At 70.4% G+C, this 26,329-nt stretch carries 19 protein-coding genes and 3 pseudogenes; 14 read left to right on the top strand and 8 right to left on the bottom strand.

Features of this window, described 5'->3' with window-relative positions; all coding sequences use genetic code 11:
* Positions 1 to 24: 24 nt before the first annotated feature.
* The 3 genes from ftsH to htpX all read left to right on the top strand — a co-directional run bounded on the left by ftsH (position 25) and on the right by htpX (position 3,474).
* Positions 25 to 2,058, top strand: a complete 2,034-nt coding sequence (gene ftsH / locus PH203_RS42580) for an ATP-dependent zinc metalloprotease FtsH (protein WP_289927481.1) — start codon at positions 25 to 27, stop codon at positions 2,056 to 2,058.
* Between the two features lie 223 nt (positions 2,059 to 2,281).
* On the top strand, positions 2,282 to 2,563 hold the full coding sequence (locus tag PH203_RS42575) for a hypothetical protein (protein WP_289927505.1): 282 nt from the start codon (positions 2,282 to 2,284) through the stop codon (positions 2,561 to 2,563).
* A 5-nt stretch (positions 2,564 to 2,568) separates the two neighbouring features.
* Positions 2,569 to 3,474 carry a zinc metalloprotease HtpX gene (gene htpX / locus PH203_RS42570; RefSeq protein WP_289927480.1) on the top strand — a complete coding sequence of 302 codons (906 nt, stop codon included), beginning with the start codon at positions 2,569 to 2,571 and terminating at the stop codon, positions 3,472 to 3,474.
* 83 nt (positions 3,475 to 3,557) lie between these two features.
* Here htpX and PH203_RS42565 read toward each other — a convergent pair whose 3' ends face one another.
* A complete protein-coding gene (locus PH203_RS42565; protein ID WP_289927479.1) occupies positions 3,558 to 3,809 on the bottom strand; it encodes a hypothetical protein in 252 nt (83 codons plus the stop codon).
* A gap of 734 nt (positions 3,810 to 4,543) precedes the next feature.
* Here PH203_RS42565 and PH203_RS42560 point away from each other — a divergent pair.
* Entirely contained in the window at positions 4,544 to 4,990 is a 447-nt protein-coding gene (locus PH203_RS42560) for an SPW repeat protein (RefSeq protein ID WP_289927478.1), read from the top strand.
* A gap of 271 nt (positions 4,991 to 5,261) precedes the next feature.
* Here PH203_RS42560 and PH203_RS42555 read toward each other — a convergent pair whose 3' ends face one another.
* Positions 5,262 to 6,140, bottom strand: coding sequence for a universal stress protein (locus PH203_RS42555; protein WP_289927503.1), 879 nt, complete (start codon positions 6,138 to 6,140; stop codon positions 5,262 to 5,264).
* A gap of 722 nt (positions 6,141 to 6,862) precedes the next feature.
* Here PH203_RS42555 and acsA point away from each other — a divergent pair.
* The 7 genes and pseudogenes from acsA to PH203_RS42520 all read left to right on the top strand — a co-directional run bounded on the left by acsA (position 6,863) and on the right by PH203_RS42520 (position 16,050).
* Positions 6,863 to 8,665, top strand: coding sequence for an acetate--CoA ligase (gene acsA, locus PH203_RS42550; RefSeq protein WP_289927477.1), 1,803 nt, complete (start codon positions 6,863 to 6,865; stop codon positions 8,663 to 8,665).
* Entirely contained in the window at positions 8,662 to 9,684 is a 1,023-nt protein-coding gene (pdhA, locus tag PH203_RS42545) for a pyruvate dehydrogenase (acetyl-transferring) E1 component subunit alpha (protein WP_289927476.1), read from the top strand. Before acsA ends, pdhA begins: the two co-directional genes overlap by 4 nt.
* A gap of 2 nt (positions 9,685 to 9,686) precedes the next feature.
* A complete protein-coding gene (locus PH203_RS42540) occupies positions 9,687 to 10,742 on the top strand; it encodes an alpha-ketoacid dehydrogenase subunit beta (protein WP_289927475.1) in 1,056 nt (351 codons plus the stop codon).
* A 1-nt stretch (position 10,743) separates the two neighbouring features.
* Complete coding sequence (locus PH203_RS42535) at positions 10,744 to 12,279, top strand: dihydrolipoamide acetyltransferase family protein (protein WP_289927474.1); 1,536 nt, start codon at positions 10,744 to 10,746, stop codon at positions 12,277 to 12,279.
* A 5-nt stretch (positions 12,280 to 12,284) separates the two neighbouring features.
* Positions 12,285 to 12,539 carry an acyl carrier protein gene (locus PH203_RS42530; protein ID WP_289927472.1) on the top strand — a complete coding sequence of 85 codons (255 nt, stop codon included), beginning with the start codon at positions 12,285 to 12,287 and terminating at the stop codon, positions 12,537 to 12,539.
* A 149-nt stretch (positions 12,540 to 12,688) separates the two neighbouring features.
* Entirely contained in the window at positions 12,689 to 14,029 is a 1,341-nt protein-coding gene (locus tag PH203_RS42525; RefSeq protein WP_289927502.1) for a phosphoribosyltransferase family protein, read from the top strand.
* Positions 14,030 to 14,278: 249 nt separating this feature from the next.
* Positions 14,279 to 16,050, top strand: a pseudogene (locus PH203_RS42520) (GAF domain-containing protein).
* Between the two features lie 227 nt (positions 16,051 to 16,277).
* On the opposite strand, the gene PH203_RS42515 reads toward PH203_RS42520, so the two are convergent.
* Complete coding sequence (locus PH203_RS42515) at positions 16,278 to 16,751, bottom strand: pyridoxamine 5'-phosphate oxidase family protein (protein ID WP_289927500.1); 474 nt, start codon at positions 16,749 to 16,751, stop codon at positions 16,278 to 16,280.
* Between the two features lie 987 nt (positions 16,752 to 17,738).
* Between PH203_RS42515 and PH203_RS42510 the strand changes: the two genes are divergently transcribed.
* Positions 17,739 to 18,206 carry an ATP-binding protein gene (locus tag PH203_RS42510; protein WP_289927470.1) on the top strand — a complete coding sequence of 156 codons (468 nt, stop codon included), beginning with the start codon at positions 17,739 to 17,741 and terminating at the stop codon, positions 18,204 to 18,206.
* Positions 18,199 to 18,885, top strand: a complete 687-nt coding sequence (locus tag PH203_RS42505) for a haloacid dehalogenase-like hydrolase (protein WP_289927469.1) — start codon at positions 18,199 to 18,201, stop codon at positions 18,883 to 18,885. The genes PH203_RS42510 and PH203_RS42505 overlap by 8 nt, the downstream gene beginning before the upstream one ends.
* Before the next feature lie 148 nt (positions 18,886 to 19,033).
* Here PH203_RS42505 and PH203_RS42500 read toward each other — a convergent pair whose 3' ends face one another.
* Positions 19,034 to 20,443: a M4 family metallopeptidase gene (locus PH203_RS42500; RefSeq protein WP_289927468.1), complete on the bottom strand. Its 1,410-nt coding sequence runs from the start codon at positions 20,441 to 20,443 to the stop codon at positions 19,034 to 19,036.
* 97 nt (positions 20,444 to 20,540) lie between these two features.
* On the opposite strand from PH203_RS42500, the pseudogene PH203_RS42495 reads away from it, so the two are divergent.
* A pseudogene (locus PH203_RS42495) lies at positions 20,541 to 20,982 on the top strand (ISAzo13 family transposase); the annotation flags it as partial.
* An 18-nt stretch (positions 20,983 to 21,000) separates the two neighbouring features.
* On the opposite strand, the gene PH203_RS42490 reads toward PH203_RS42495, so the two are convergent.
* The 4 genes and pseudogenes from PH203_RS42490 to PH203_RS42475 form a co-directional block, all read right to left on the bottom strand.
* Positions 21,001 to 24,585 (bottom strand): tetratricopeptide repeat protein, encoded by a 3,585-nt coding sequence (locus PH203_RS42490; RefSeq protein ID WP_289927467.1) that lies wholly within the window; start codon positions 24,583 to 24,585, stop codon positions 21,001 to 21,003.
* Between the two features lie 38 nt (positions 24,586 to 24,623).
* The gene (locus tag PH203_RS42485; RefSeq protein ID WP_289927466.1) at positions 24,624 to 24,944 is read right to left on the bottom strand and encodes a trypco2 family protein; all 321 of its coding nucleotides are present in this window, start codon (positions 24,942 to 24,944) and stop codon (positions 24,624 to 24,626) included.
* A gap of 418 nt (positions 24,945 to 25,362) precedes the next feature.
* Positions 25,363 to 25,557, bottom strand: a pseudogene (locus PH203_RS42480) (calcium-binding protein); the annotation flags it as partial.
* Positions 25,558 to 25,702: 145 nt separating this feature from the next.
* On the bottom strand, positions 25,703 to 26,308 hold the full coding sequence (locus tag PH203_RS42475; protein ID WP_289927498.1) for a helix-turn-helix transcriptional regulator: 606 nt from the start codon (positions 26,306 to 26,308) through the stop codon (positions 25,703 to 25,705).
* Positions 26,309 to 26,329: the final 21 nt, after the last annotated feature.

The following is a 26,329-nucleotide window of genomic DNA, read 5'->3' as shown; positions in this document are numbered from 1 at the left end:
GCCCGAGCACGCACGGAGGACGCCATGACCAAGCAGGCTCAGCCGCCGCCTCCCGGGGACCGGCCCACGCCGACCGCGCCGCCGCCCCCGCCCGCTTGGAGGCACTGGCTGTGGCCGCTGGCGATCCTTCTCGCCGTCGGCCTGTGGACGGCATTGCCCGGGATCCAGTCCACCGGGACGCAGAAGGAGAACCTGACGTACTCGACGTTCCTCGCCGACATCGACGCGGGCAGGGTCAAGTCCGTCACGATCAAGACCGATGGGGAGACGAGCGGCACGCTCACCAGCGGGCGCGGCTTCACCACCGTCGTCCCCGTCCAACTGGCCGGCGACCAGCTCCTGGACCGGCTGGAGAAGAAGAAGGTGGAGGTCACGGCGTCCCAGCCGTCCACCTCGCCGTCCGTCGGCTCCCAGATCCTGTCCTGGATCATCCTGCTGGGGCCGATCATCCTGATCGTCTGGTTCTGGCGGCGACTGTCCAAGGGCGGGGCCGCACAGATGACCGGGGCCCTGGGCGGGGTCGGCAAGTCCCGGGTCAAGGTGTTCGACGCGGAACGGCCCGACACCACGTTCGCCGACGTCGCCGGGTACGAGGGCGCCAAGTCCGAGATCGCCGAAGTGGTCGACTTCCTGCGGCGGCCCGAACGCTATCGCCGCGCCGGGGCCATGGCGCCGCGTGGCGTGCTGATGGTCGGCCCGCCCGGGACCGGCAAGACACTGCTGGCCCGCGCGGTCGCCGGAGAGGCGGAGGTGCCGTTCCTGTCGGTGGTCGGCTCCAGCTTCGTGGAGATGTTCGTCGGTGTCGGTGCCGCCCGGGTGCGCGACCTGTTCGCCGAGGCGCGCAAGCGGGCGCCGGTCATCGTGTTCGTCGATGAGATCGACGCGCTCGGTGGTCGCCGCGGGGCGGCGGGCGCGGTCGTGTCCAACGACGAGCGGGAGCAGACGCTGAACCAGCTCCTGGCCGAGATGGACGGGTTCGAGGCCGCCGAGGGCATCGTCGTGCTGGCCGCCACCAACCGGCCCGAGGTGCTGGATCCGGCTCTGCTGCGCCCGGGGCGCCTCGACCGGCAGGTCACCATCCCGCTGCCCACCCTCGCCGAACGCGCCGCGATCCTGGCCGTGCACTGCCAGGACAAGCGCCTGGGCAAGGACGTCGACCTGGACAAGGTGGCGCGCGGCACGCCCGGCTTCTCCGGCGCGGACCTGGCCAACCTGGCCAACGAGGCCGCCATCGTCGCCGTACGGCAGGACCGCGAGGAGTTGACGGACGGCGACTTCGACACGGCCCGCGACCGGATTCTGCTCGGCCGCCGCGAGGGCTCGAACGTGCTGCTGCCCGCGGAGAAGGAAGCCGTCGCCGTCCACGAGGCCGGGCACGCGTTGGTTGCCGCGCTGTCGCCGAGCGCGGACCCGGTGGCCAAGGTCACCATCCTGCCTGCCGGTCAGGCCCTCGGCGTGACTGAGCAACTCCCGCTAGTGGAGCGGCACTTGTACGGCGAGGATTATCTCACCCAGAGCCTGGCCGTACGGCTCGGCGGACGCGCCGCCGAACTGGTGGTCCTCGGCCAGGGCTCCACGGGCGCGGCCAATGACCTCGCGTCAGCCACCGAGCTGGCGACGAAGATGGTCCGAGAGTTCGGCCTGTCGCCCGAACTCGGCCCCGTCGGCTACCCGCAGGGCGGGTCGGTGTTCCTGGGCAGGGGCGGGGCCGCCATGTCCAGCCGCCCCTTCGCGGAGGCCACCCAGGCCGCCATCGACGGCGAGGTCGCCCGCCTGCTGCGCGAGGCCGAACACCACGCCACCGACCTGCTCACCCGGCACCGCACACAGCTCGACGAACTCGCCGATCTGCTCCTCAAGCACGAAACCCTTGACGCCACAGTCGTCTACGGCCTCCTGGGCACCCAGCCCCCGAGCGCCCACCCCACCGGCGACACCATCGCGCCGCGCCGCGTCTCCGTCACCAGGAAGCCCGCCACCCACCGGACCGACCACGTGCCCGCAGCACCCGCTCCCCGCCCCGGACGGAAGGGGACGCCTCCCAAAGCCGACCCCTGACAGGCTTGTGCATCCGTTTGGAACGGCGGGGTGGCTCGGACGGGCCGCGCACTCAGGCGGGGCGCCCGCCCGGACCAAGAACGCGGGACGTTCGGGCCCTGGTCAGGGCCCTTGGGACCCGTGCGGAGACGTTGGCGTCGGCGGAGCCTGGAGGTTGGGGCTGAGGCACTCTCGCCGAGCCACTCGGAGCCGTTCGGAGGGCGGAGGAGGCACCGTCGTGATCATGCGAATTCTCGGCGAGGGGCCGTACGAGGTACCCGATGCTCACGTGGGCAGGCTGAGCGAGCTGGACGCCGCGCTGCGGTCGGCCGCCGCGTCCGGGGACGACGAGGAGTGCGTGGCCGGGTTCCATGCGCTGCTGGACGCCGTACGAGATCTGGGCACCCCGTTGCCGGACGACGCGCGGGCGCCGTTGGATCTCATCCTGCCCGACGAGGGCACCAGCCGACGCCACATGCACCAGATGCAGGAACTGCTGGCCGACGAGGGCCTGATCCCGGAGTGATGACCGTGCGCAGTCGCTTTGCTCCTGACCGGCAGCTCAGTGCCCGCATGGGCCTGACGCTGTTCCTGCTCGGCCTGCTGTACGTGGCGTTCGTGGCGGTGCTGATCGTGCTGCTGAAGTCATGGGCGCTGGTGGTGGTCATCGCCGCCGGACTGCTGGCCGCCCAGTACTGGTTCTCCGACCGGATCGCCCTGTTCGCCATGCGTGGACGCATCGTCACCCCCGAGGAAGAGCCCCACCTGCACGGGGTCATCGACCGACTGTGTACCACCGCGGACATGGCCAAGCCGCAGGTGGCCCTCTCCTCCCTGGACCTTCCCAACGCGTTCGCCACCGGCCGCAACGCCGACCACGCCGTCGTATGCGTGACCACCGGGCTGCTGCGCCGCCTGGAGCCGGATGAACTGGAAGGTGTCCTCGCCCACGAGCTGTCCCACGTCGCGCACCGCGACGTCGCCGTGATCACCATCGCCTCGTTCCTGGGCGTGATCGCCGGGCTCATGGTCCGCTTCGCCTTCTACTCCCAGCTGTTCGGCGGACGCGGTCGCCGCGACCAGAACACCGCAGCGCTGCTGCTGGCCGTTATGGCGGTCTCCGCCCTCGTCTACGCGCTCAGCTTCCTGCTCATCCGCGCCCTGTCCCGCTACCGCGAACTGGCCGCCGACCGGGCCGCCGCCCTGCTCACCGGCCGCCCCTCCTCGCTGGCGTCGGCGCTGACCAAGCTCACGGGCGACATCGCCCGCATCCCCACTCAGGACCTGCGCACCGCGCAGGCCTTCAACGCCTTCTTCTTCACCCCGGCCCTCGGCCCGAGGGCAGCCGTGGCGAACCTGTTCTCCACCCACCCCGCCCTGGAGCGCCGCCTGGACCAACTCGCGAAGATCTCCACCGAACTGGGCCGCCCGGTCTGACGGAGAGAGACCTCGGACAGGACGAACGCTGCTGATGGGCCGCGGTGCTCGGCTGCTCGTACGCGCTGCGGACGAAATGGCGGCTATCGGTGCCCGTCGAGCGAGAGGACCGTGGGCCGCTCGCGGAAGACGACGCTGGCGTCAGCGAGTGCCAGGGGGCCGAGGGACGCTCGGTAGTGATGGCCACACAGGAACAGGTCGACCGTGCGGTGGTCGCCCGTCGGCAGGAGGACCTTCACCATCGGCGGGGCCGCGCAGCAGCAGGCTCGTCGGGGCCACGGCGTCCCGTCGTCGGTGCCGTGGGAGGGGACTTGTTCAACGGGTGCGGAACGCATGTTGTCGACCCTTTTCTGCGGGGTGCGCCGCGCCACGGGCGAGTTCGTGCGGAGGGGCGGCGAGCACAGGGCGGATGAGCAGCGGTGGGGGCAGTAGGGAACCGTTCGGTTGGCCAGATGCGCCGCGGCCGACGGGACGGCGTTCCGCCCACCACCGACAGGTCGTTGTCCAGGTATGCGGTGGCCACCAGTGTCTCGCCGGGCAAGCCCGTCGACGAGAACGGGTGTACGGAGATGTCCTGCCGGATGCCGTCTGCCGCTGGGGTGAGTGCCTGGTGGTCGAGCCGCCCCTACGCCGGGGCTTGGGGGAGCGCATGGCGAGCCGTTTCTGGTCCGAGGTCCGGCTGGGGCGGCGGCTGAGCACATCGCCCCACTCGCCGGGGTGTCGTCCATCCCGGCGAAGACGCTCTCGGGCGATGACGTCGCCATGGCGGGTTCCATCCTTTCTTCGCAGGGTGATTTCACTATCCCCACCGGCTCGGAGGCCGGCCAGAGTCCGCGCGTACCCGGCCTGGGGACCTTCGGCCCCATCGGCACGCACCGCCCCTCGGCCGGCAGGAGCGGGTGGCCGGCACACTGGCGTGGATCGCTCATGGAGGCAGGGCCGTTCGGCCCACGACAACGGGCATGGGGCGGCACACGATATATGCAGGAGATAAGAAGGGAGTTGACCCCTGATCTGCCCCATGTGACATGGGCGCGGTGGGTTCGGAACGACACGGGAGGTGTCTGACATGGCCGAACGCACATTCCCGGGTATCGAGGAACACCCGGACATCCTTGCGCTGCGGGCCCGCTCCGAGCGGGCGACCACGACGGTGACAGCGCAGATCTGTGAGGGACTCGGCCTGCTGGCCGGTCTGTACCTGGCGGCATCGGCATGGATCGTCGGCTTCGACGCCACCCTGCCGACCCTTGCCGTCACCAACCTGATCGCCGGGCTCGCGTACGCGTTCTTCATGGGCGGCGGCTTCGGTTCCGCCTACGAGCGTACGCACGCGATGAGCTGGGCGGCGGCCGGCATCGGGGTGTGGACCATCGTCGCCCCGTTCGTGGTGTCCGGCGCCCGGAGTTCGCACCCGGCCGCGGAGATCGTCAGCAACGCCGTGGTCGGCGGCCTCGCTGTCGTCTTCGCCGCCACCACGGGAGCGCTCGGGCAGATGGCCAAGCGCCGGACCTGACGCCCCGACCGCAAGTGAGTGGGGCCGAGCCAGTCTGCTCGGCCCCATCCCTGTGCCGTTCGCAGGCCTTCCACCCCGGGATGATCGTCGGCATGGCCCCGTCTCGGGTCGTCTGTGAGCCCTGACGACGCAGGGACACGCGATGCCGGCTTCGTGGTGGTCTCCGGCAAGGCGGGTGCCGCCGCGTTGCCGTGGCGTGGAGGGGTGACCGCTGTGCGGTGCCGGTCCGGGTGACCGATGCCCTGCGTGGCGGGTGTGTCCTCCCACCGGGTCAGCGGCTCGGATGCGGAACGACGATGACCGGGCACTGAGCGTGATGCAGCACCCCTCGGCTCACGGAACCGAGCAGCATGCCGGTGAAACCGCCGTGCCCCCGCGTCCCCACCACCAGACCCGGCGCATGCGCGGATGCCTCCGTCAGGACCTGCACCGGGTGGCCGTACACCACCTCGTGGTGCACCTCCACGTTCGGATGGGTGGCCGTGCGGCCGGCCACCGTCTCCGAGAGGATCCTGCGGCACTCCTGCACAGCCGCCGCCCCGTCCAACACACCCAGGAGCGGCCGATGCCACACATACAGGGCCCGCAGCACCGCGCCCCGCAGGTCCGCCTCCTCGAACGCGTAGTCCACGGCAGCCCCCGAGACTGGGCTGCCGTCCACGCCGACCACGAAGTACGGCGGCTGCTGGGTTGCGTGCTCCGCCTCCCGCACGACCGCCACCGGACAATGGACATGGGCGACCACGGGCAGGGCCACGGCCGCGGAGCCGAAGAGTTCCCGCGCGGGCGTCAGGTGCGAAGAGCCGAGCACGACCGCCGCAGCCTCCTCCGCCTGCCCGCGCAGCACCCAGGCAGCGTCGCCCTCCGCGAGGACGTTCGACACCTCGACGTCCGGGTGACGGTCGGCGACGAACGCGGTCACCAGCTCCAGCGTGTGTTCGCCGGCCGTGTGCAGGGTCTCGTTCCACCGCTCCCACGATGGCCTGAGCTCTGTCAGCCGGTACCCGCCGGTCGGCACGCCCTGGGCGTGCACCAGGAGCAGCGGCAGACGTCGGCGGTGTGCCTCGTCGGCGGCCCAGGCCAGCGCCATCCGCCGGGCAGGATCGGGATCCAAACCCACCACCACTGGATGGACGCGGGGTTCACTCATCATGCCTGCCTCCCGGAGTGACCGCGCCGCCGTCGTTCTGCCCGCGTTCGACGGCACGCGTCACGACGGATCTCTTCGATCCTCTCCGCCTTTCCAGCGTGTCCCTGCCTGACACAGCGCGCCACATCGTCGTCGGACCGTACCCGACACTGCTCACGCGCAGAGGGTGACGAGCCGGATGGTCGGCAGGCGCGCCGAGGTTTCGACTCGCCTCGTCATGGATGCCGAGGCCCGGAGCTCGGACTCCGCTGCGCAGACCGTCAGCAACGCCCTGGTCAGCTGCGTCGCACACGGTGAGTCCGATGCGGCCACGGCGTTGGGCGGCGGCCGCTCGCCCTTCAGTAGGGAAGCGGTCTCCCAGAGGGCGTCCGAAGGTCGGGGGGTTCTGGTCGCCGCGGAGGCCGGGGGCGCCTGACCGCCTGTATCCGCTTCATGGTCATCGCCTCCTGTGACGGCCACCCGCGGTCTGCCGGTCCCTCCGGCACCGTGTGTACCAAGAGCCTCGTCCGGAGTCGCCCGCGTGGCAACGGGGCAACCGGCCCTGACCCACGGGTCACGTCGGTCCTCCCACGGAGACCGACCGTCCTCTGCTGTCCGGCCTTACCCGGCAGTAGCCGCGAGTCGCGCGGAAGCCGCCTGGCCCGGATCGGGACCGTTCGGCCCAGTGCGTGCGCCGCAGCGCGGGTGGATGGTCGAGGTAGGCCGTAGGGAAGGGAGTCGCCATGCCCTGGGAGACGATCCGCAAGGACACTCCGCCGCAGGTCCCGTCCAACCTCGCCGACTACGAGAAGGTGTGCGAGGACTTCTCCTGGTCGGACGCGCGCACCGAACTCGACGGACTGCCCGGCGGACGTGGCCTGAACATCGCGTACGAGGCGGTGGACCGGCACGTGGCATCCGGTCACGGGGGCGTGGTGGCCCTGCGCTGTGTGGGCCGCGACGACTCCGTGACCACCGTGACGTACGCCGAACTGGCCCACTCCACGGCCCGGTTCGCGAACGTGCTGCGCACGCTCGACATCGGCCGGGGCGACCGCGTCGTGACCCTGCTGGGGCGGTGTCCCGAGCTGTACACCGTGGTCCTGGGCGCGCTGAAGAACACCAGCGTGGTGTGCCCGCTGTTCTCCGCCTTCGGGCCGGACCCGGTCGCGCAACGGCTGCGCCTGAGTGACGCCCGGGTGCTGGTCACCACGGCCGAGCTGTACCGCAGGAAGGTCGCGGCGGGGCGCGAGCGCCTGCCCGAGCTGGAGCACGTGCTGATCGTCGGCGAGGGCGCGCACGAGCTGCCGGGCACCGTCTCGTACGGTGCGTTGCTGGCGGACGCCTCCGACACCTTCACCATCCCGCCGACCTCGCCGGACGACATGGCCCTGCTGCACTTCACCAGCGGCACCACGGGTACGCCCAAGGGCGCCGTGCACGTGCACGAGGCGGCTGTCGCCCACTACGCGACCGCGGCATACGCGCTCGACCTCCACGCGGACGACGTGTTCTGGTGCACGGCCGATCCGGGCTGGGTCACCGGCATGTCGTACGGGATCATCGCCCCGCTTATGCACGGGGTGACGGTCGTGGTCGACGAGGGCGACTACGACGCGCGGCGCTGGTACCGGATCCTCGCCGAGCAGCGGGTCAGTGTCTGGTACACGGCCCCGACGGCGCTGCGGATGCTGATGCGGACGACGCCGCGGACCGGGTCGTACGACCTGCCTCGCTCCTACGACCTGAGCGCGCTGCGCTTCATCGCCTCGGTCGGCGAGCCCCTCAACCCCGAGGCCGTGGTCTGGGGGCAGGACGTCCTGGGGCTGCCGATCCACGACAACTGGTGGCAGACCGAGACCGGCGCCATCATGATCGCCAACTTCGCGGCCTGCGACATCCGTCCCGGCTCGATGGGGCGCCCGCTGCCCGGAGTGGAGGCGGCGGTACTGCGGCGCGGTGCCGATGGCCGGGCTGAGGTCACCTGCGGCCACGTCACCGTATTGGAGGAGCCCGGCGCGGAGGGCGAGTTGGCGCTGCGGCCGGGATGGCCGTCGATGTTCCGCGGATATCTGCACGACGAGGAGCGGTCCGCAGCGGCGTTCGCGGGCGGCTGGTACCTCACCGGTGACCTGGTGCGGCGGGACGCGGACGGCTGGTACTGGTTCGTCGGACGCGCGGACGACGTCATCAAGTCGGCAGGGCACCTCGTCGGGCCGTTCGAGGTCGAAAGCGCGCTCATGGAGCACCCCGCGGTCGCCGAGGCCGGCGTGATCGGCAGGCCCGACCCCGTCGCCGGGAACATCGTCAAGGCGTTCGTCACCCTGCGACCCGGCTTCGAGCCCACCACCGCCACCCGACAGGAACTGACGGCCTTCGCCCGGCGCCGGCTCGGCCCGGCCGTTGCGCCCCGCGAGATCGCCTTCGATCAGCACCTGCCCCACACCCGCAGCGGCAAGGTCATGCGCCGCCTGCTGCGGGCGCGTGAACTCGGCCTGCCCGAGGGCGACATCTCCACCCTGGAGGGAACGGAGGGGTCCGCATGAGCACCGCCCGCACTCCGCGCAGGTCGAAGATCAAGGCGCAGCCGAGGAACCGGTCGGCCCACCAACTCTCCCTGCTCGGCTCGATGCTGCGCATCCGCCGGTTCGAGGAACGCTGCGTCGAGCTCTACAGCGCCGCGCGCATCCGGGGTTTCATGCACCTGTACATCGGCGAGGAAGCTGTCGCCGTCGGGGTCAACGAGGCGCTCACCGAGGACGACGCGGTCGTGTCGACCTACCGCGAACACGGGCACGCGCTCGCCCGCGGTGTGGCCGCCGACGCGATCATGGCCGAGATGTTCGGCAAGTCCACCGGCTGCAGCCGGGGCCGCGGCGGCTCGATGCACCTTTTCGACGTGAACCGCCGCTTCTACGGCGGCAACGCCATCGTCGGCGGAGGCCTGCCGCTCGCCGCAGGCCTCGCCCTCGCCGATCGCATGAATGGCCGCAACCGCATCACCTGCTGCTTCTTCGGTGACGGTGCCTTCGCCGAGGGCGAGTTCCACGAGACGGCCAACCTGGCCGCGCTGTGGCACCTGCCGCTGCTGTTCGTCTGCGAGAACAACCTGTACGCCATGGGCACGGCCCTCGAACGACACCAGGCCCAGACCGACCTGGCGCTGCGTGCCGCCTCGTACGGCATGGTCTCCTGGGCCGTCGACGGCATGGACGTGCTCGCCGTCGAGGACGCTGCCCGGCGTGCGGCCGAAGGCGTGCGCACCGGAACCGGGCCGCATTTCCTGGAGATGCGGACCTACCGTTTCCGAGCCCACTCCATGTACGACCCCGACCGCTACCGCGACAAGGCCGAGATCGAGCAGTGGAAGGACCGCGACCCGATCGAAGGGCTCGACCGGCGGCTGCGCGAGAGTGGTGGGCTCACCGACAAGACCCTCGCCGCGCTGGAGCAGCGGGTGAGCGCCGAGATCGACGCGGCCGTGGACACCGCCGAGCACGCCCCCGAGGAACCCGTCGAGGACCTGTTGCGGTACGTCACCAGCCCCGCGGAGGAGGCGAGTTGACCATGGCGACGAACCCAGGCGACTCTGCCGAAAACAAGACGACCTACCGCGAAGCGATGCGCGAGGCCCTGCGGGAGGCACTGCGCGCCGACGAGCGCGTGTTCCTGATGGGCGAGGACGTCGGGCGCTACGGCGGCTGCTTCGGCGTCAGCCTCGGCCTGCTGGAGGAGTTCGGGCCCGAACGGATCCGGGACGCCCCGCTGTCGGAGTCGGCGTTCGTCGGCGCCGGGATCGGCGCGGCCCTGGCGGGCATGCGGCCGATCGTCGAGATCATGACGGTCAACTTCAGCCTGCTGGCCCTAGACCAGATCCTCAACAACGCGGCGACCCTGCTGCACATGTCGGGCGGGCAGCTGCCTGTGCCGATCGTCATCCGCATGACCACCGGCGCCGGGCGGCAGCTGGCGGCCCAGCACTCGCACAGCCTGGAGGGCTGGTACGCCCACATCCCGGGCCTGCGGGTCCTGGCTCCGGCGACGATCGCCGACGCGCGCCACATGCTGGCCCCGGCGCTCGCCGACCCCGACCCGGTGCTGATCTTCGAGCACGGCAGCCTGTACAACGCCGCCGGCGACCTCCCCGTCGACGCGGGCCCCGTCGACCTCGACCACGCGGCGATCCGCAGGCCTGGAACGGACATCTCCCTGATCACCTACGGCGGTTCGCTGCCGAAGGCTCTGGCCGCCGCCGACGACCTGGCGAGCGGCGGCATCAGCGCCGAGGTCGTCGACCTGCGCACGCTGCGTCCGCTGGACGACGCGACCATCGCCGCATCAGTCGCGCGCACGCACCGCGCCGTGATCGTCGACGAGGGCTGGCGCACCGGCAGTCTGGCCGCCGAGATCTCCGCCCGTATCACCGAGCACAACTTCTACGACCTCGATGCCCCCGTTGAGCGCGTGTGCAGTGCGGAGGTGCCCATGCCGTACGCGCGCCGGTTGGAGGAGGCCGCGCTGCCGCAGGTCGCCGGGATCGTCGCGGCCGCGCGCCGCGCGGTCGGCCCCGCGCCGTACACCATCGACGAGGAGCAGGAGCCGAGCGCCGGAAAGGCGGGCTGAGATGGCCGAGTTCACTATGCCCTCGCTCGGCGCCGACATGGACGAAGGGCTGCTGCTGGAATGGCTCGTCGGCCCCGGTGACCGGGTGAACAAGGGCGACGTCGTGGCGGTCGTCGAGACCGACAAGGCGGCCATCGAGATCGAGTGCTTCGAATCGGGGACCATGGGGCAGCTGCTTGTCGAGCCCGGGACGCGGGTGCCGGTGGGGACGCCGCTGGCGGTGATCGAGGGCGCGAAGACGGCTGCCGTGCGGGAGACGGCTCCGGCAGCGGCGGTGGGGGAGGCCGCCCTCGCCCGCGGCGTGCCGGAAGCAGCGCCGACGGAAGCCATGCGGGAAGGCGCACCCGTCGAGGCCGCAGCGGAACCGGTGGCCCGACTGGCCGCCCCGCCCCGCCCCGAGCCTGCCCCCGCAGCGGCCCGTGGGCGCAAGCTCGTCAGGGAGCCCGCGCTCACGGCGACGGCTCCCGTGACGCCGTCTGCTCCCCGACGGCCGGTCGGGGAGCAGACGGCGGTCGAGGCCGGGCCGCTCGTACGCCACCTCGCGGCCGAACGGGGTGTCGATCTGACGTCCGTGCACGGCACCGGACACGGCGGCCGGATCACTCGTGCCGACGTCGAGCATGCCGTGCCAGCCCCTGCACCCAGAGTGCGGGCCACCCCGTACGCCCGGCGACGGGCCCGCGAACTCGACGTCGACCTGGCCGCGTTGCACGGCACCGGAGACGGGGGAGCCGTACGCGCGGCGGACGTCCACGCGGCCGTCCGCGCCCGTGGCGGCCCCGAGCTCCACGAGCCGCAGCGGACCGGGGGACGCCGGCGGCGCGAGGAACCGGTGCCCGAACACCCGGTGTCCGTAAGCCGCGAGGACCAGCGGGCGGCCACGATGCGTCGCGCCATCGGCGAGCTGATGAGCCGCTCCAAGAAGGAGATACCGCACTACTACCTGTCCACCACCATCGACCTCGCGGCGGCAGCGGACTGGCTGCGACGCCGCAACCGCGGATTCCCGCCGTCCGAGCGGCTTGTCCCAGCCGCCCTGCTGCTCAGGGCCGCGGCCGTCGCGGCCCGGGAGGCGCCGCAGCTCAACGGCTTCTGGCAGGACGGCGGATTCACGCCCGGCACCGGAGTGCACCTCGGGGTCGCCGTGTCGCTGCGCGACGGAGGACTGCTCACACCAGTGATCCACGCCGCGGACACGCTGCGGCCCGAGCAACTCATGGCCGCGCTGAAGGACCTCGTCCAGCGGGCTCGCAGGGGACGACTGCGCGGCAGCGACCTGTCCGGCGCCACCCTCACCGTCACCAACCTCGGCGACCAGGGCGTGGAGACGGTTTACGGCGTCATTTATCCGCCGCAAGTGGCGTTGGTCGGCTTCGGCGCCGTCGTGGAACGGCCCTGGGCGACGGGCGGTCTGCTGGGCGTACGCCCGGTGGTCACCGCCACCCTGTCCGCCGACCACCGCGCCTCCGACGGCGCGATCGGCGCCCGCTACCTCACCGCCATCGACCGCCTGCTGCAGCGACCCGAGGAGTTGTGAACCGGATGAAGCCCTTGAACAGCACGGAGGCACTGACCCTGGTCAAGGCGTGCATCACCGAGGTCGCCCCGGACGCCGACTTCACCGATGTACAGCCCGACGACAAGTTCCGCGACGCGCTGGCGCTGGACTCGCTCGACTTCCTCAGCCTGGTGGAACTCCTCTCAGAACGCACCGGCGTACGCATCGACGAGGACGACTACCCCGAACTCACCACCCTCGCCGACACCGTGGCCTTTCTGGTCCGCAGCACTGGGTAGACGGCAGGGTCCGATGGCCCAGGGCCTGGGCCGGATGTCCCTGGCGGCGTCCAGTGAAGCGCGCTGCAATGAGAGGTGAGGGACAACTCGCCCCCGTGGTGCGGCGGTTGAGTGCCGCCGAACTTCTGTCAGGACTGGGGGTGGCGGCGATGCTCTTCGACGACCGCAGGCAAGCCGGGCGGCAGCTGGCCTGGCACCTCGAGTTCCTGCGCGGCCACAACGTGGTGGTGCTGGGACTGGCGCGCAGCGGGGTGCCGGTGGCCTACGAGGTGGCCCAGGAGCTGGGCGCGCCACTGGACGTACTCGTGGTGCGCAGGCTGCGTGTGCCATGGCAACCGGAGTGGACCTTCGGTGCCGTCGGTCGGAACGGGGTGCGCGTCCTGGACGAGTCCGTCGTCCGGAAGACCGGACTGAGTCCCGCCGAGCAGACGGCCGTGGAACGGCGGGTGCGGGCCGAGCTCGACTGGTGGGTAGGCCACTACAGCGCAGGTCGGCAGCCCCTGCCACTGGCCGGGCGTACGGCGGTGATCGTGGACGACGGGCTGACCACCGGTGTCACGGCCGAGGCCGCCTGCCGGGTCGTACGTGGCCAAGGGGCAGCCGAGATCGTCTTCGCCGTGCCCGTCGGATCGGCGGCCGTCGTCACGGAACTGCACCGTGTGGCCGACGAAGTCATCTGCATGCAGACCCTACTTCACATGGACTCGGTCGGCGCCTGGTATCACCACTTCGGCCAGACGTCCGACGCAGAGGTAGCTGACCTGCTCGCCCGGGCCGCTCACCCCGTGCCAGCCGTGCCGCTCGTCGCCGCCGCCCCGAGCCCGCGGATGTGGCGTCGGCAGGTGCAACTGCCCGCCGCCGGGGTGCGGTTGGCTGCGCGCCTCACACTCCCCGACGAGGCCCCGGCGGTGGTGGCGTTCGCGCACGGCAGCGGCAGCGGCCGGCACGGCCGCCACAACCGGTACCTCGCCGACGCCCTGAACCGGGCAGGACTGGGCACCCTGCTCCTCGACCTGCTCACCGAGGACGAGGAACACGACCAGGCCAAGGTCTTCGACGTCCTTCTGCTCGCCCGGCGCCTACGCGCAGCCGCCGACTGGCTGCGCCACGAAACCGGCCTGCCCATTGCCCACTTCGGGCGCGGCACCGGCACGGCGGCCGCCCTGGAGGCCGCCTCCGCCCCCGACGCCGACGTCCGCGCCCTCGTCTCGCGGGGCGGACGCCCCGACCTGGTCATTCCCACCGCACTGGCCCGGGTGCGCGCGCCCACGCTGCTCATCGTGGGCGGCCAGGACACCACCGTTCTCGAACTCAACCGGCTCGCCGCCGACCGGATGCACTGCGAACACCAACTCGCCGTCGTTCCCGACGCCACCCACCTCTTCACCGAACCCGGCGCCCTGGCTACGGTCGCCGAGCTTGCGAGGGACTGGTTCACCACCCACCTCGCCCGCCCCGCGGCCCAAGCATCACCGCGCCGGTCGGCGTGAGCGCGGCGTGCGACAGGCGCCGGGCGGCTGATACCGGCTGAGCCGTCCACGCCCGCGATCCTCCCGCGTGGCGGGCGGGGATCCGGTGCCCGGCCGTCGGTGAGGAGGGGGCGTCGGCCGGGCACAACAGCCTCTTTCCCCACGTTGACCAGCAGCTCGGCCGACTGTCTGGTCCGGTGCGCCCAGCAGTTCTACGGTGGAGACAGACACGGTGGAAGCCGTCGAGCCGGGCGCAAGGCGGAGGGTGTCGTGGGTACCGGAAGCACGCAGGGGGACGAGCTGCTCCCGAGGCTGCGCCTGGACGAGCTGCTGGAGGAGTTGCAGCTGCGCCTCGACACGAGCCGCGGGGCCCGGGACCGGGTGCACTCCTTGCTGGAGGCGGTGGTGGACGTCGGCCGGGGGCTGGAGCTGCCCCAGGTGCTGCGGCGCATCGTGGAGACAGCGGTCGCGCTGGTGGACGCCGAGTACGGGGCGCTGGGCGTGGTCGGCGCGGACGGGCGACTGTCGGCGTTCGTGCCGGTTGGGATCAGCGACGAGGCACGGGAGCGGATCGGGCCGCTGCCCGAGGGCACGGTGTGCTCGGGCTGCTGATCAGCAACCCGCGGCCGGTGCGGCTCGCGGAAATCTCCGACCACCCGGACTTCTATGGCTTTCCCGAGCACCATCCGCCGATGCACTCCTTCCTCGGGGTGCCCATCCGGGTGCGGGACAAGGTGTTCGGCAACCTGTACCTGACGAACAAGCGGGGTGCGAAGGAGTTCGACGCGGAGGACGAGGCGGTCGTCTGCACGCTGGCCGTCGCGGCCGGGGTCGCGATCGAGAACGCCCGGCTGTACGAGGAGGGGCGGCGCCGGGAGGCATGGCTGGCCGCCGTCGGCGAGGTGACCGGCAGCTTCTTGGCCGGGCGGCCCCGGGACGAGGTGCTACGGCTGGTCGCGGAATGCGCCAGGCGGAACATGTCTGCCGACCTGGGCATCATCGCAGTACCGGACGCTGGTACGGGCGGGCTGCGCACCGTGCTGGCCGTGGGGGAGGGCGCGCAGGCGCATCCGGGTTCGTGGCTGTCCGGACGCGACGGATTCCTCGGGGTGGCCCTCGCCGGCACCGGAGCCGTCGTCAGTGCCGACCTCGCACACGACCCGCGCGCAGACGGGGAGGAGACGGCGCTCTGGGCCGGCCTCGGACCTGCGGTGGCGGTGCCCTTGGGCACCGGTGAGGCGGCCCGCGGCGTACTGATGCTCGCTCGCGGCAAAGGACGTCCGGGCTTCGGTACCGCGGAGACCGAGCCCCTGCTCGCGTTCGCGGGACAGGCGGCCCTGGGCATGGAACTGGAGGACCGGCGCCGTGACGCGGAGCAGATTGTGCTCCTGCGGGACCGGGAGCGGATCGCCCGCGACCTGCACGATCTCGCCATCCACCGCCTGTTCGCGTCCGGCCTGGCCCTGCAGGGTGTGCAGCGGCTGGTTCAGCATCCGGAAGCGGCCGAGCGGATGGCGCACACGGTCGACGACCTCGACACCACCATCAACATCATCCGGTCGGCGGCCTTCGGCCTGCGTACACACGAGGGCGGGTCCAAGACCTGGACATTGCGGGCGCGCGCCGCCGCGACGGTGGAGACGGCAGCTCCGTCGCTGGGGTTCACGCCCGTACTGCGCATGGAAGGGCCGCTGGACACCAACGTGTCCGGTGCCGTCCCCGACCACCTGATCGCCGTACTCGCCGAGGCGCTGAGCAATGTCGCCAGGCACGCCGGGGCGAGCAGCGTCGACGTATGTCTGGTCGCCGGGGCCGGTCATATGGAGCTCAGCGTCACCGACGACGGCGGAGGAATCCCCAGGGGTGTGACGCGCGGCGGGCTGGCGGACATGGAGGACCGGGCCCGGGTGCTGGGCGGCACGCTCACCCTGGAGGACCCTCCGAGCGGTGGGACGCGCCTGCGATGGCGGGTGCCCCTGCCGCCCAGTCCGGCGGATGGGTCGGGCGATCAGTGGGATACGTGTTTACGGGACGCGACGTGAGCGCTCCGCTCCGGTGCTGAGGTCTTTCGGGGCCCCTATCGCCCGACGAGGACGGGCAGGCGGACTGGTCGTCGACTCCCTTGCCTGATGGCGCGGGTCTTTTACACGGTTCGCCTGGGTCCGTGGAGCGCAGGGGCCTGGCTCAGGCGGAGTATCTCCCCCTCTGCCTGGGCTTTCGGTGGCCGACGTACGTGTAGGGGCGGTTCACCGGGCCGCTGGGAAGCAGGTCAGCCGTTCGACGGCGCCTGCGGGCGGGTGCCGTTGACCAGTCGGACGCCGGTGATCAGGTCGGGGCGGATGCGGACGACGTGGTCCATCCGGTGGTCCGACCACGGGTGCAGCATCTCCTGGTAGCGCGCCACCTGCTCGGGGTCGGTGACCAGGCGGCAGTAGCCGGTGACGACGACGCTCCAGCCGAGATGCGTGGCAGGGTCGATGTCATCGGCCTCGTAGGCGACGACCACGCCGTGGTCGCCGTCCTGCTGCGCGGTCGAGACCAGAGCGGCGCCGTCGTGGGTGCGGATGACGATGTCGCCGTCGTCCAGGACATGGTTGACGGGGCGTACGGCGGGCAGCGCCTTCTGGGTGAAGACGACGCGGCCCAACGGCACACTGCCGAGCAGCCGCAAGGCCTCGTCGGGATCCAGTGAGACCGTATGGCGCGGCCCGACGGCGGTTGCCGCCCCCTGCAGGCGGCCCATGGTGAGACGGCGGGCGGTCTCGTCTTTCACCGTGCCGCCCCCACGGGCGCGGAGGACCGGCGTTCCACCCGATCTGTGCTGGGGGGACGTGACTGGTCAGCCATAGCAGGGGTCCTTCGCGCACGGCGGTGCCTGTCCGCCGCACGGGGCCGGGGGCCGGGGCCGCTCGCAGGTCTGACGCTCCCCATCGAAAACTCCCCGAACCTGTTCTGCAAGGGCCGTTCGGCCCTTGTTGCCGCTGGGCGCGCGGATTTCACGGATCTCGCGATCGCGCCATGGTGCCTGCATCCCCGCTCATCGGCTCGGTCAGGCGGGGCCCTGCTCCAGGGCGAGGCCGCGCGGGGTCGTGCCCCGCTACCGCCGGGTTCGACGAACCACCGCGCGTTCGTCTGCACACGCCACGGGCATACGGGGGCCGGCCTGACCCGGACGTCTCCTCGGCCCGCACCGCCGGGTCAGGGGTCAGCTCATGAGCCATTCGGGAACGTTCTCCATTGCGCCCAACCGGATCGTGCCTGTCTGCTGGGGATCCCGCCCGAACACGGTGCGCTGCACACCACGAACACGGTGCGCTGCAGACTTCGTCACCGTCGGCCCTTGTCAAGAAGACGGTTGCCGCGGGCACCCCGCTCACCGCTGCCGGCGCCTGTTCCGCCTGCCGCACGGTCGACGACCCCTCGGGCTTCGGCCGTTCTGCTCGTGTACGCGCATGTGCCACCGGGTTACGCGGTCATGTCGCCGCGTTCGGCTCTGGTGGCCGCACCGCCGTGGACCCGGACGGCGCCGGAAAGCTGACCTGCCCGTTCTTGGATCCGGCTTGCTCCGGGGGCGGCGGCGACGCAGCCATGCCGTCCTGCAAGGGGACGGGGCTGGGCCCGGGCGCGGACTGGCGTGATCTGGCGGGGGCGGGTGTCCCCGACGGCAGCGAGCGGTTACCAAACAGGTGTAGCAGCCGTGTCGGATCCGTGCTCGAAGTGGGGGGTTCGTGTGCTGAGACGTGTTGCCTTCCGGGTGCCCCGCCATCCGGCCTCGGTCGGTGTGGCCCGGCAGCGGGTCCGGCGGCACCTGGCCGCGTGGGGGTATGCGGCAAAGAGCGAGACCGCCGCGAATGCGGTTCTGCTGGTCTCGGAGCCGGCGGCGAACGTGGTCCGCCACGCGCCGCTCCTGGTGCGGGAGTTCGAGGTGGCCGTGACGGCCCGGGAGGACGGCTCCTGCCTCATCGAGGTCTGCGATCAGGGCCCCGGTCTGCCGGTCGTCGTCCGGGACGGCGAGGTCGGGGAGGCGGAGAACGGACGCGGCCTGCGCCTTGTCGAGGCCGTCGCCAAGGAGTGGGGCGTGCGGCCCGACCGGCACGTCGGCAAAACAGTGTGGGCTCTGATCGACGCCCCGCCCCTCTACGTACCGCACGCCCAGCACCGCCACCGCCCGGCCCACCAGGAAGGACGAGATGACTGACACACCCGGCCGGAACGCTCCCGTGATCGCCTTCTTCGTCATCGACCAGACCCTGCTGAGCACACGCGTCCTGGAAGACTTCCTGCGCCACCGCCTCTCCGAACGACAGTTCGCCTATGAAAGAGGCCAGTTGCGCGCCCTGACCGCGCTCGGCATCGGCCCCGTGGACATCCTCCGCGCCCACTACCGGCTCTACGAGGGCACCGTGTGGACCGATCTGATGGAACAGGGACAGCACTGGTACGACGACCTGTGCCGCGGCCGGCAGGCGAGCCGGCCGTTCATCCCCTCCGCCGTCGCCGCGCTGCACGCCCACCAGGAAGCCGGGCACCTCACGGTGCTGCTGTCGGAGGCGTTCGCGCCCTGCCTCACCCCCCTCGGCAAGGACCTGGGGGCCGACCTGGTCATGGGCACCGAGCCGCTGCTGGATGCCGAGGGGCGCCTCACCGGCGCGGTACACCGCCCGATGACCGCCGCCGCCAAGGCCCGCGCCGCCCGCACCACTGCCGCCGCCCACGGCGCCGACCTGCACCGGTGCTTCGGCTACGGCGGCCACGCCGACGCCCTCGCCCTGCTCCGCACAGTGGGCAGACCCTCGGTCATCGGCACCGACCCCGTCCTGACCACCCACGCCCGCCGCTCCGGCTGGCCCATCCTGCCCTCCGCCACCAGCACCTGAGCCCCGCAGCCCGGGCGTCGTTATGACCGTGCGGGATCCGCGCAGGACTGTCGACGGAAAATTTGATCTCCCCGGGGAGCATCACACTTGGATGTGGCTCCCGGCACCCAACCGATATACGGCCCATGACCGCGCCTCCAGCTTCTGCTCAGCCGGCGTCGGCGGAACCAGGGACTCCCACCGCTGCCCAGGCGGCGAGGACGGCGCGGTGCTCCCGGCTGCTGTCGCCGTAACGTGCGGCGGCGGCCGCAGCGGTGAGGCGGGCCCAGTCGGCGAACAGCAGCCCCTTGTGCACGCCGTCGCCGGTCAGGGCGTCCCACCAGATCCGTCCGGCGTGCTCCCACGCGTGACCTCCCAGTTCGGTGGCGAGCAGGTAGAAGGCGTGGTTGGGGACACCGGAGTTGATGTCGGCCGGACCATCGCAGACGTAGCCGTCCATGTGCGAGGGCTGCGCGTCCCGGCCCAGGACCTCGTCGTCGTAGGCGGTACCGGGGGCCTTCAGGGAACGCAGTCCCACCCCGTTGACCTTCGGGGCCAGCACGCCCGCACCCACCACCCAGTCAGCCTCCCCGGCGCTCTCCCCTCTGCCGAACTGCTTGATCAGCTCGGCGAAGACATCGCAGAGCGACGCGTACAGGGCCGCGCTCTCGCCCGCACCTCCCAGGCGGCCCATCTCCGGCACCCCGCGCCACACCTCATGGGCGATCAGGTCGACGCACCCGCTGAACGACCCGAAGATCTCGCCGTCCCCGTCGCCCACGTACAGGTCCTCGCCGCGCCAGAAGGCGTTGGAGTAGCTCTCGCCGTAGTGGACGACCAGGTTCAACGGCCCGTCCGCCGGCAAGTCGCGTCCAAGGACGGCATGCCCGAAGTCGCTGATGACATGCAGCGCCTCGTACGCACCGTCTACGGCGGGATCGCCCGTGGGATTCTGCCCGGTCCGCCGCGCTGCCACGAACCCTTCCTCACGCTGCCCGGCGTCACAGACCACGTGCCCGGTATCCGGCCAGATCGCCGTGCCCGCGGTGGCGAGGCGCTCCAGCAACGGCAAGGGCACGACGCCGGTGCGCACATGGGGCAGCACGGTGAGGCGCTCGACGCGCGTCGTGCGCCGTCCGTCAAGCCTGTCCGTCACCGCCCGGATCTGCTCGGCCGAGATCCCGGCCGCCTTGCCGAGTTCCTCGATGGCCCGCACCAGCCAGGTCAGCGGCTCCCGTACCAGACGCTCGCGCAGTTCCTCGTCGAGCGACTCCTCGGCGAGCACAGGAACGATCTCCAGCGCCTCGTACCCCCGGTGCACCGCCTGGAAGAATGCGGTGCTCCGACGTCGCGCGATGACCGCGCCGTGCGTGTCCCACGCCGTCCGGGAGAGCGCGGACGGCGCCCAGCGTCCGGTGAACCGGGCGTACGCAACAGCCGCACTGTCCCTCGTCAGCTCCGCGTACACCAGCCGTGCCGCAGTCCGTACACTCGAACGAACGCGCAGCCACGCTCCGCCTGCGGTGACCAGCCCTCCCCCGACCGTGCCGATCGCGGCTGCCAGCAGCGTGCTGTCCATGTCCCCAGCGTGGCGCCCACCCGCGTTCCGGGCCCAGGGGCCGATCGTCCCTCCTCTGCCTCACAGCCTGCTGAACGACCTGTTCCCACGCCTCCACGGCGACTGGAACTACGCCCTGTACCCCAGCCATCCCAGCACTCCGGGCTCCGCAGAAGCCGACCCCGCAGTGGGACCATGCTCTCCTGTCCGACCCCGCCCTGACCGGCATGTCCCGGCAGCAACTGGGCGATCTCACCGACACTTTGGCCCTCCACGGCGACCTCAAGCGCGGCCGCCCGCCCCGGCCCGCCTTCCCCGACCAGGTCCTGGCGACCGTCCTTCACCTGCGGGTCGCCCTCGCCGCGGAACCTCTCGCTGTCCTCTTCAACAGCAGTCGAACCGCCATGCGCCGCACCCTGCTGAAGATCAGGACACTGCTGAAGGCGCACAGCATCGTCATCCCGCCGGCGGCCACTCCGCCCTCGGCCCTCACAGCGCTCCAGGCTCGGGTTCGAGCCCTGAGCAGCAACACCAGAAGCATGATCAAGACAACATGTTAATGATCTGTAAGCCCTTAACTACGAGTCGAGTGCGGTGGCGTTCGCAGCCAGCCAGCGACGGATTTCTTCTGCTTCCTGGACATACCCGAGGCTGACAAGCAAGTCCGCTTGCAGGCGCAATACAGAGCGCAGGTGTGGATTGAATCGTGTGGGCATTTCCGTCACGAGTTTGCGGTAGATCTCCACAGCTTCTCCCGTTGCTCGCAGCGCTCCAGAGAGGTCTTGTCGGCAGTTGAACCGCACTCTTGCCGAGGCATACAGCGCGGTTGCGAGGTCGGGAGAGTAGGCATCCGGGTTGATGGTGGCCAAACGGCGAGAATTGTTCACCGCCTCTTCTGTGGAGGAGAGGGCCTCCTCCCACGTCCGTACTCCCGACAGGCTGGGGTCGAGGTCGCGTAGCGTGGGGGAGAGGTTGGGATTGTGGTGTGGGCGGTCCAGCTTCGTCTGTGCCAGACGAAGCTGGATCTTTGCTGCTTCCTGTGCTGCAGCGAGCGCCCCTGTCCGCTGTCCTGCCTTTGACAGGCTGATGCTGAGGTTAGAGAGTGCTGTTACGAAGTGGGGACCGTGGGCGTCCATGTCGATTTCGACGGCCCTTCGATAGATCTCCACTGCCTCATTCTCGGCTTCCAGAGCTTCTCGCCATCGTCCCACTTGAGACAGACGCCTGCCGAGGTTGGTCAGTGAGGCGGCGAGGTCGGGTTCGTGGGCGTCTGGGTTGGTTGTGGCCAGCCGCCGACGGATCTCCACGGCCTGCTCGGTGGCGGCCAACGCCTCCTCCCGCCGTCCCGTCCCCGATAGGCCAACGCCGAGGTTGCTCATCGAGGTGGCGAGGTCGGGTTCGTGGGCGTCCGGGTCGCTGGTGGCCAGCCGCCGACGGATCTCCACGGCCTGCTCGGTGGCGGCCAACGCCTCCTCCCAGCGTTTCAACTCCATCAGGCTTCCACCGACGTTGTTGAGTGAGCCGGCGAGGTCAGGTTCGTAGGTGTCTGGGTCGCTGGTGGCCAGCCGCCGGTAGATCTCAACCGCCTCCCCGCCATGAAGCAGGGCCTCCTCCGGCCGTCCCGCCCGCGACAGAGTGGCGTTGAGGTTGGTCAGTGAGTCGGCGAGGTCAGGGGCGTGGGCGTCTGGGTCGCTGGTGGCCAGCCGCCGGTAGATCTCAACCGCCTCCCGACCGGAGGAGAGGGCTACGTCCAGCCGCCCCGCATCGGACGAAATTGCACAGAGATTTCTGAGCGAGCTGGCGAGGTCGGGTGCGTAGGTGTCTGGGTCGCTGGTGGCCAGCTGCCGGTAGATCTCAACCGCCTCCTCACCATGAAGCAGGGCCTCTTTCAGCCGTCCTACCTGCGACAGAGTGAGGCCGAGGTTGGTGAGTGATCCGGCAAGGTCAGCCTTATAGGTATCCGGAAGCAGGGCAAGCGCTCGATGGATCTCCACCGCCTCCTGCTCCACAGCCAGTGCCTCCTCGGCCCGCCCGACTTGCGACAGGCTGCTGCCGAGGACGGACAGAGAGGAAGCGAGTTGGAGTAGATGGGCTGGATCCTTTTCCGCGAGCGGGCGGACGGTGCTGACGAGGGTGTCGGCAAGCCGACGTGTCAACGCGGCGAGCACTCGGGACGGGTGAGGCAGCGCGAGTATGGCGTTGTGCAAGGCTTCGGGATCAAGGGAGACGGTGTCCAGGGCAGTCTCCAGGGCCTCCAGGACTCTGTGGCTGTCGGAGCTACGCTGAGCGCTGTGGTGGGCTGTGGCGGCGCGGCCCAGGACGGTGATGATCTGAGCTTGCTGGCTGGTAGAGGCGTCGTCCAGTAGTTCGGACAGTGGCATCTCGTCCCCGGTGAGGACAACAGAGGCCAGGTACTCGGCGACGCGGTCGGGTTGGAGGGATCCCCAGTAACGGTGAAGGCCAGGCGGATACAGCGCCCGGAGCCATTCAGCGGTGTCCAGGGCCTTCTTCTGTGGCAGTCCGGGGACTTTTCGTATCGTGGCGTCAGCTTCAGTCTGATCTGCGGCCCCACACGCGGCAGCGACGGCGATCGCGCGCTCCAGCGTGATGGTGCGCAGCCTCAGCCGGAATTCAGGCGAATCGGCTGTGGCCTCCCAGTAGCGTCGCTCGTGCCGCAGCAAGGTGGCCTCCGGCGGTTGGTCGGTGATGGCAGTGACGGGGGCGGGGCCTTGTTGCAGGAGCGAGATGAGGGCGGTCATCTGCAGGGTCAGCACGGAGTCGTAGCGAGAAGTGCTCAGGTCTTCGGGCGGTCGTAGGGCCGCGGCCAAGGCCGGCCAGTCGACTTCGGGCTGCCGGGGGACGTATTTCAGCAAGCGTGCGAGATCGGTTGCGGCACGGGTGAAGGCATGGACGCGGGCCTCGGACGAACGGGGGGTGAGCGGTGCAAGTTCGACAACGGGGGAACAGGCGAGGAGTTCGCGGGTAGGGGCGGTGGCGCCCAGGGCATCTGTCCTCCATCCGCCGTCAGCCCTGGCCACCAGCAACAAGCGGACACGATGCCGTGTGGTGCGCAACTGCTCGATGAGATCACGGACGAGGCGGGGGCGGGTATCGGCATAGTCGACAACGAGGAACAGGGAATGGGCCGTTTCCAAGGTGTGCAGATCCGGCCGATCGGCCCTGACATCGGCGATATCTCCGCGCAGATGCCCGGTGACCCAGCTCTGACGGCGGAGTTCTTCGCTGAGCCAGCGGGCGAGACGTGTCTTTCCTTGCCCTCCCGGGCCAGTGAGGACTCGCACCGAGAATGCATCGCGTGCGTCGTTGCACCAGGTGAGGAGTTGATCCCGTTCCCGTTCACGGGAGTGGAAGCCGACGGCTTCTACGTCGGCCCGCAGGAGCATGGCGGGAGAGCGCAGGTCACGTTCGGGGGCCGTCGGCGCAAGCAGGGAAGCCGGCTCGGCCGGTTCCAGAAGAGGTTCCCAGCCGGTGTGTTCGGCTACCAGCGTGCGAAACGCTGTGTCGGCCAAGAGTTCGTGGGCAGGGGTGGCGATCAGCCGGGTTCCGCCGGTGGCCCTTCGATCGCGCCGTACGACGCCGCACAGCAAGTCCCCGGAGAGTAGTGCGGCCCCAGACATCCCGGAGAAAGGGGTTCCGGGCGATCCTTCGGGCAGAGGGACAGTGGGGTCGCTGCTCAGGACCTCGTACCGGCCTGCCAAGGAGCCGGTTCCCGGCCTGATGTGGCCGATGAGTTGTTCGTCGAGGCGACGGTCGTCGTCTGGCGATTTCTGCATGCGGGGGAAGCCGGCTATGTCGACCGGGTGCGGGCGGGTGCCGATCAGGTAGCCCCATCGCTGCGGTGGGCGTGTGTGCGTCTCTGCCAGGGACTCGGGGACCTCCCAGCCCTGTACGTCGTCCACTTCGATCAGTGCGGCATCCGCATTCTGGTTCTTCAGGTACCAGCGCACGACGGAAGGGAACTGCCGGTTATCGGCGTCCGGTCGGCTCACCGTCACCGTCCCTGGCTGGGGCCCGGTTTCATCGCCCAGGACATGCCCGGCGGTCAACACCAGTCGAGGCCCCACAAGGTAGCCGGAGCCGAAGTCTGGGATGTCGCGCCCTGGGGGAAAGCGGCGCACCTGTACTCTGCGATCAAACTCCATCGTTGTGCCCCAGCCTTCTGCGCCTGCCCCAGCTGTCACTACTCGGTGTCGCAGACGTCGACATCTCCACCACCCGGCTTGTGTGGTTTGAGCTGTACTGTGACCGTGTGCGTGGTTCTGTCGACGCGTTCTCTTCTGCCTCCGATCCCGATCACGCTGAACCGGAGGTCTCCGCCCACGCCCTTGGTGCGGGCCAGTTCCACGCCTAGCTGCAGCGTTACCTCCTCGACAACGAACAGCACCCCCTTCTCGCCTTCAGTGGCAATCCGCGCCTGGGCCTGGGCAACCTGCGTGCGCAGTAGGGCAATCGCGTCCGCCAAATCCAGCTCGTCGTCCTGCTCGCTGTCTGTGCTCCCCATCAGAGCCTCCGAATCCGGCCGTCAAAGGCGGGACCGTCACCTATCTCAGTCTTGAGGGAAGCCAGGGCGAAATCGACGGGCCGTCCGGCCCCTTTTCCCGCGGATGCGGTCGGCCAAGGAGCGGGACAGGGTCCTTCCAGTTCTGCGGTCGGTGTCCGCAGCCTCGGCGCGAAGATCGCCTGCCTCGCCGACGATTGAACCCATCCGGGCCCGGACGCCCATAAGGCTCGAAAGACTGCTGATGAGGCCCGCCCCATGACATAGACCCGGCAGGACCGTGAAACGAACCGAACCCTCACCGAGCACATTCGTTTGAAACGGAAGCGAGGCCAAACACGGGATCAGCGCTGGGGGACGTGGCTGCCATCGTGATCGAATCGTAGGCCGGACCCAATCCCGAGCAGTATCGGCGCCGAAGCTATCGGACGTCGACGAAGTCGCCGCTCGCGTTGACGGCAGCGGTGGTGCCGGTCCCCACAAAGGCGAAGCGGTAGTACCCGTCGGAGCCGGCGGTGGCCATGGCGGTCACCGCTCCGCCGCTGCCGCTCGTGACGGTCTTGACGGTGGTGTAGGTGCTGCTGCCCTTCTTGCGGAACTGGAGTTTCACCTTCTTGGGCCGCTACCTGTTCAACATCAAGGCCAGCGGCCCCGGCCAGGGCCTGCGCGCGTTCCGCGCTCCCGACGCCGCTGAGGACGACGAGGAAGAAGCCTGACATCCTGGGCGTGTCCGGGACGTCAGGCCGTTCGTTCGGTGCTTGCTACCGGGCCCTGGGGCCGGGGGCGGACGGGGTGCGCGGTCGCAGGCGCTCTCCCTGCGGCCCGAACATGACCAGGTACTCGACCGGGCCGCCGGGGCCGGCGTTCGCGACCCCATGGGGATTGCGGGTGTCGAACTCGGCGACGTCCCCGGCACTCAGGACGAGGTCCTGGTCGCCGAGTGCGAGCCACAGCCGCCCGTACAGGACGCACAGCCATTCCCAGCCGTCGTGGGAGACCTGCCGGGGCCGCGCGGGCGGCTCCTGGACGGCGGGCAGGACGTGTTTGTGGGCGTGCAGGCCCCCGACGTACCGGGTCAGCGGCAGCACCGCCTTGTCGTCGCCGAAACGCTGGAGCGCGGAGGTGCGGGACTCGGCGGCGGGAGCGGTGCCGGCCAGCTGGTCCAGGGACACGCCGTACTCCTTCGCCAACTGCAGCACCACTGCCAGGGTGGGTTTGCGTCGGCTGGTCTCGATCCGCGACAGCGTGCTCGGGGAGATGCCGGTCGCGCAGCTGACGCCGGTGAGCGTGGAGCCGCGGTGTTCGCGTGCGGCCCGCAGCCGGGGGCCGATCGCCGCCAGCATGTCGGCCACGTCGTCGCCTGTCACCCGCTCCGCCGCCTTCCGGAC

Source organism: Streptomyces sp. S.PB5, from assembly GCF_030403745.1.
Classification (GTDB): Bacteria; Actinomycetota; Actinomycetes; order Streptomycetales; family Streptomycetaceae; genus Streptomyces.
The sequence above is the reverse complement of the archived record's forward strand: the minus strand, read 5'-3'. Positions and strand labels throughout refer to the sequence as shown.

Coding starts and splice junctions, on each gene's coding strand:
- ftsH (WP_289927481.1), top strand. CDS start 25: ATGACCAAGCAGGCTCAGCCGCCGCCTCCCGGGGACCGGCCCACGCCG.
- PH203_RS42575 (WP_289927505.1), top strand. CDS start 2,282: ATGCGAATTCTCGGCGAGGGGCCGTACGAGGTACCCGATGCTCACGTG.
- PH203_RS42565 (WP_289927479.1), bottom strand. CDS start 3,809: ATGCGTTCCGCACCCGTTGAACAAGTCCCCTCCCACGGCACCGACGAC.
- PH203_RS42560 (WP_289927478.1), top strand. CDS start 4,544: ATGGCCGAACGCACATTCCCGGGTATCGAGGAACACCCGGACATCCTT.
- PH203_RS42555 (WP_289927503.1), bottom strand. CDS start 6,140: ATGAGTGAACCCCGCGTCCATCCAGTGGTGGTGGGTTTGGATCCCGAT.
- acsA (WP_289927477.1), top strand. CDS start 6,863: ATGCCCTGGGAGACGATCCGCAAGGACACTCCGCCGCAGGTCCCGTCC.
- pdhA (WP_289927476.1), top strand. CDS start 8,662: ATGAGCACCGCCCGCACTCCGCGCAGGTCGAAGATCAAGGCGCAGCCG.
- PH203_RS42540 (WP_289927475.1), top strand. CDS start 9,687: ATGGCGACGAACCCAGGCGACTCTGCCGAAAACAAGACGACCTACCGC.
- PH203_RS42535 (WP_289927474.1), top strand. CDS start 10,744: ATGGCCGAGTTCACTATGCCCTCGCTCGGCGCCGACATGGACGAAGGG.
- PH203_RS42530 (WP_289927472.1), top strand. CDS start 12,285: ATGAAGCCCTTGAACAGCACGGAGGCACTGACCCTGGTCAAGGCGTGC.
- PH203_RS42525 (WP_289927502.1), top strand. CDS start 12,689: ATGCTCTTCGACGACCGCAGGCAAGCCGGGCGGCAGCTGGCCTGGCAC.
- PH203_RS42515 (WP_289927500.1), bottom strand. CDS start 16,751: ATGGGCCGCCTGCAGGGGGCGGCAACCGCCGTCGGGCCGCGCCATACG.
- PH203_RS42505 (WP_289927469.1), top strand. CDS start 18,199: ATGACTGACACACCCGGCCGGAACGCTCCCGTGATCGCCTTCTTCGTC.
- PH203_RS42500 (WP_289927468.1), bottom strand. CDS start 20,443: ATGGACAGCACGCTGCTGGCAGCCGCGATCGGCACGGTCGGGGGAGGG.
- PH203_RS42490 (WP_289927467.1), bottom strand. CDS start 24,585: ATGGAGTTTGATCGCAGAGTACAGGTGCGCCGCTTTCCCCCAGGGCGC.
- PH203_RS42485 (WP_289927466.1), bottom strand. CDS start 24,944: ATGGGGAGCACAGACAGCGAGCAGGACGACGAGCTGGATTTGGCGGAC.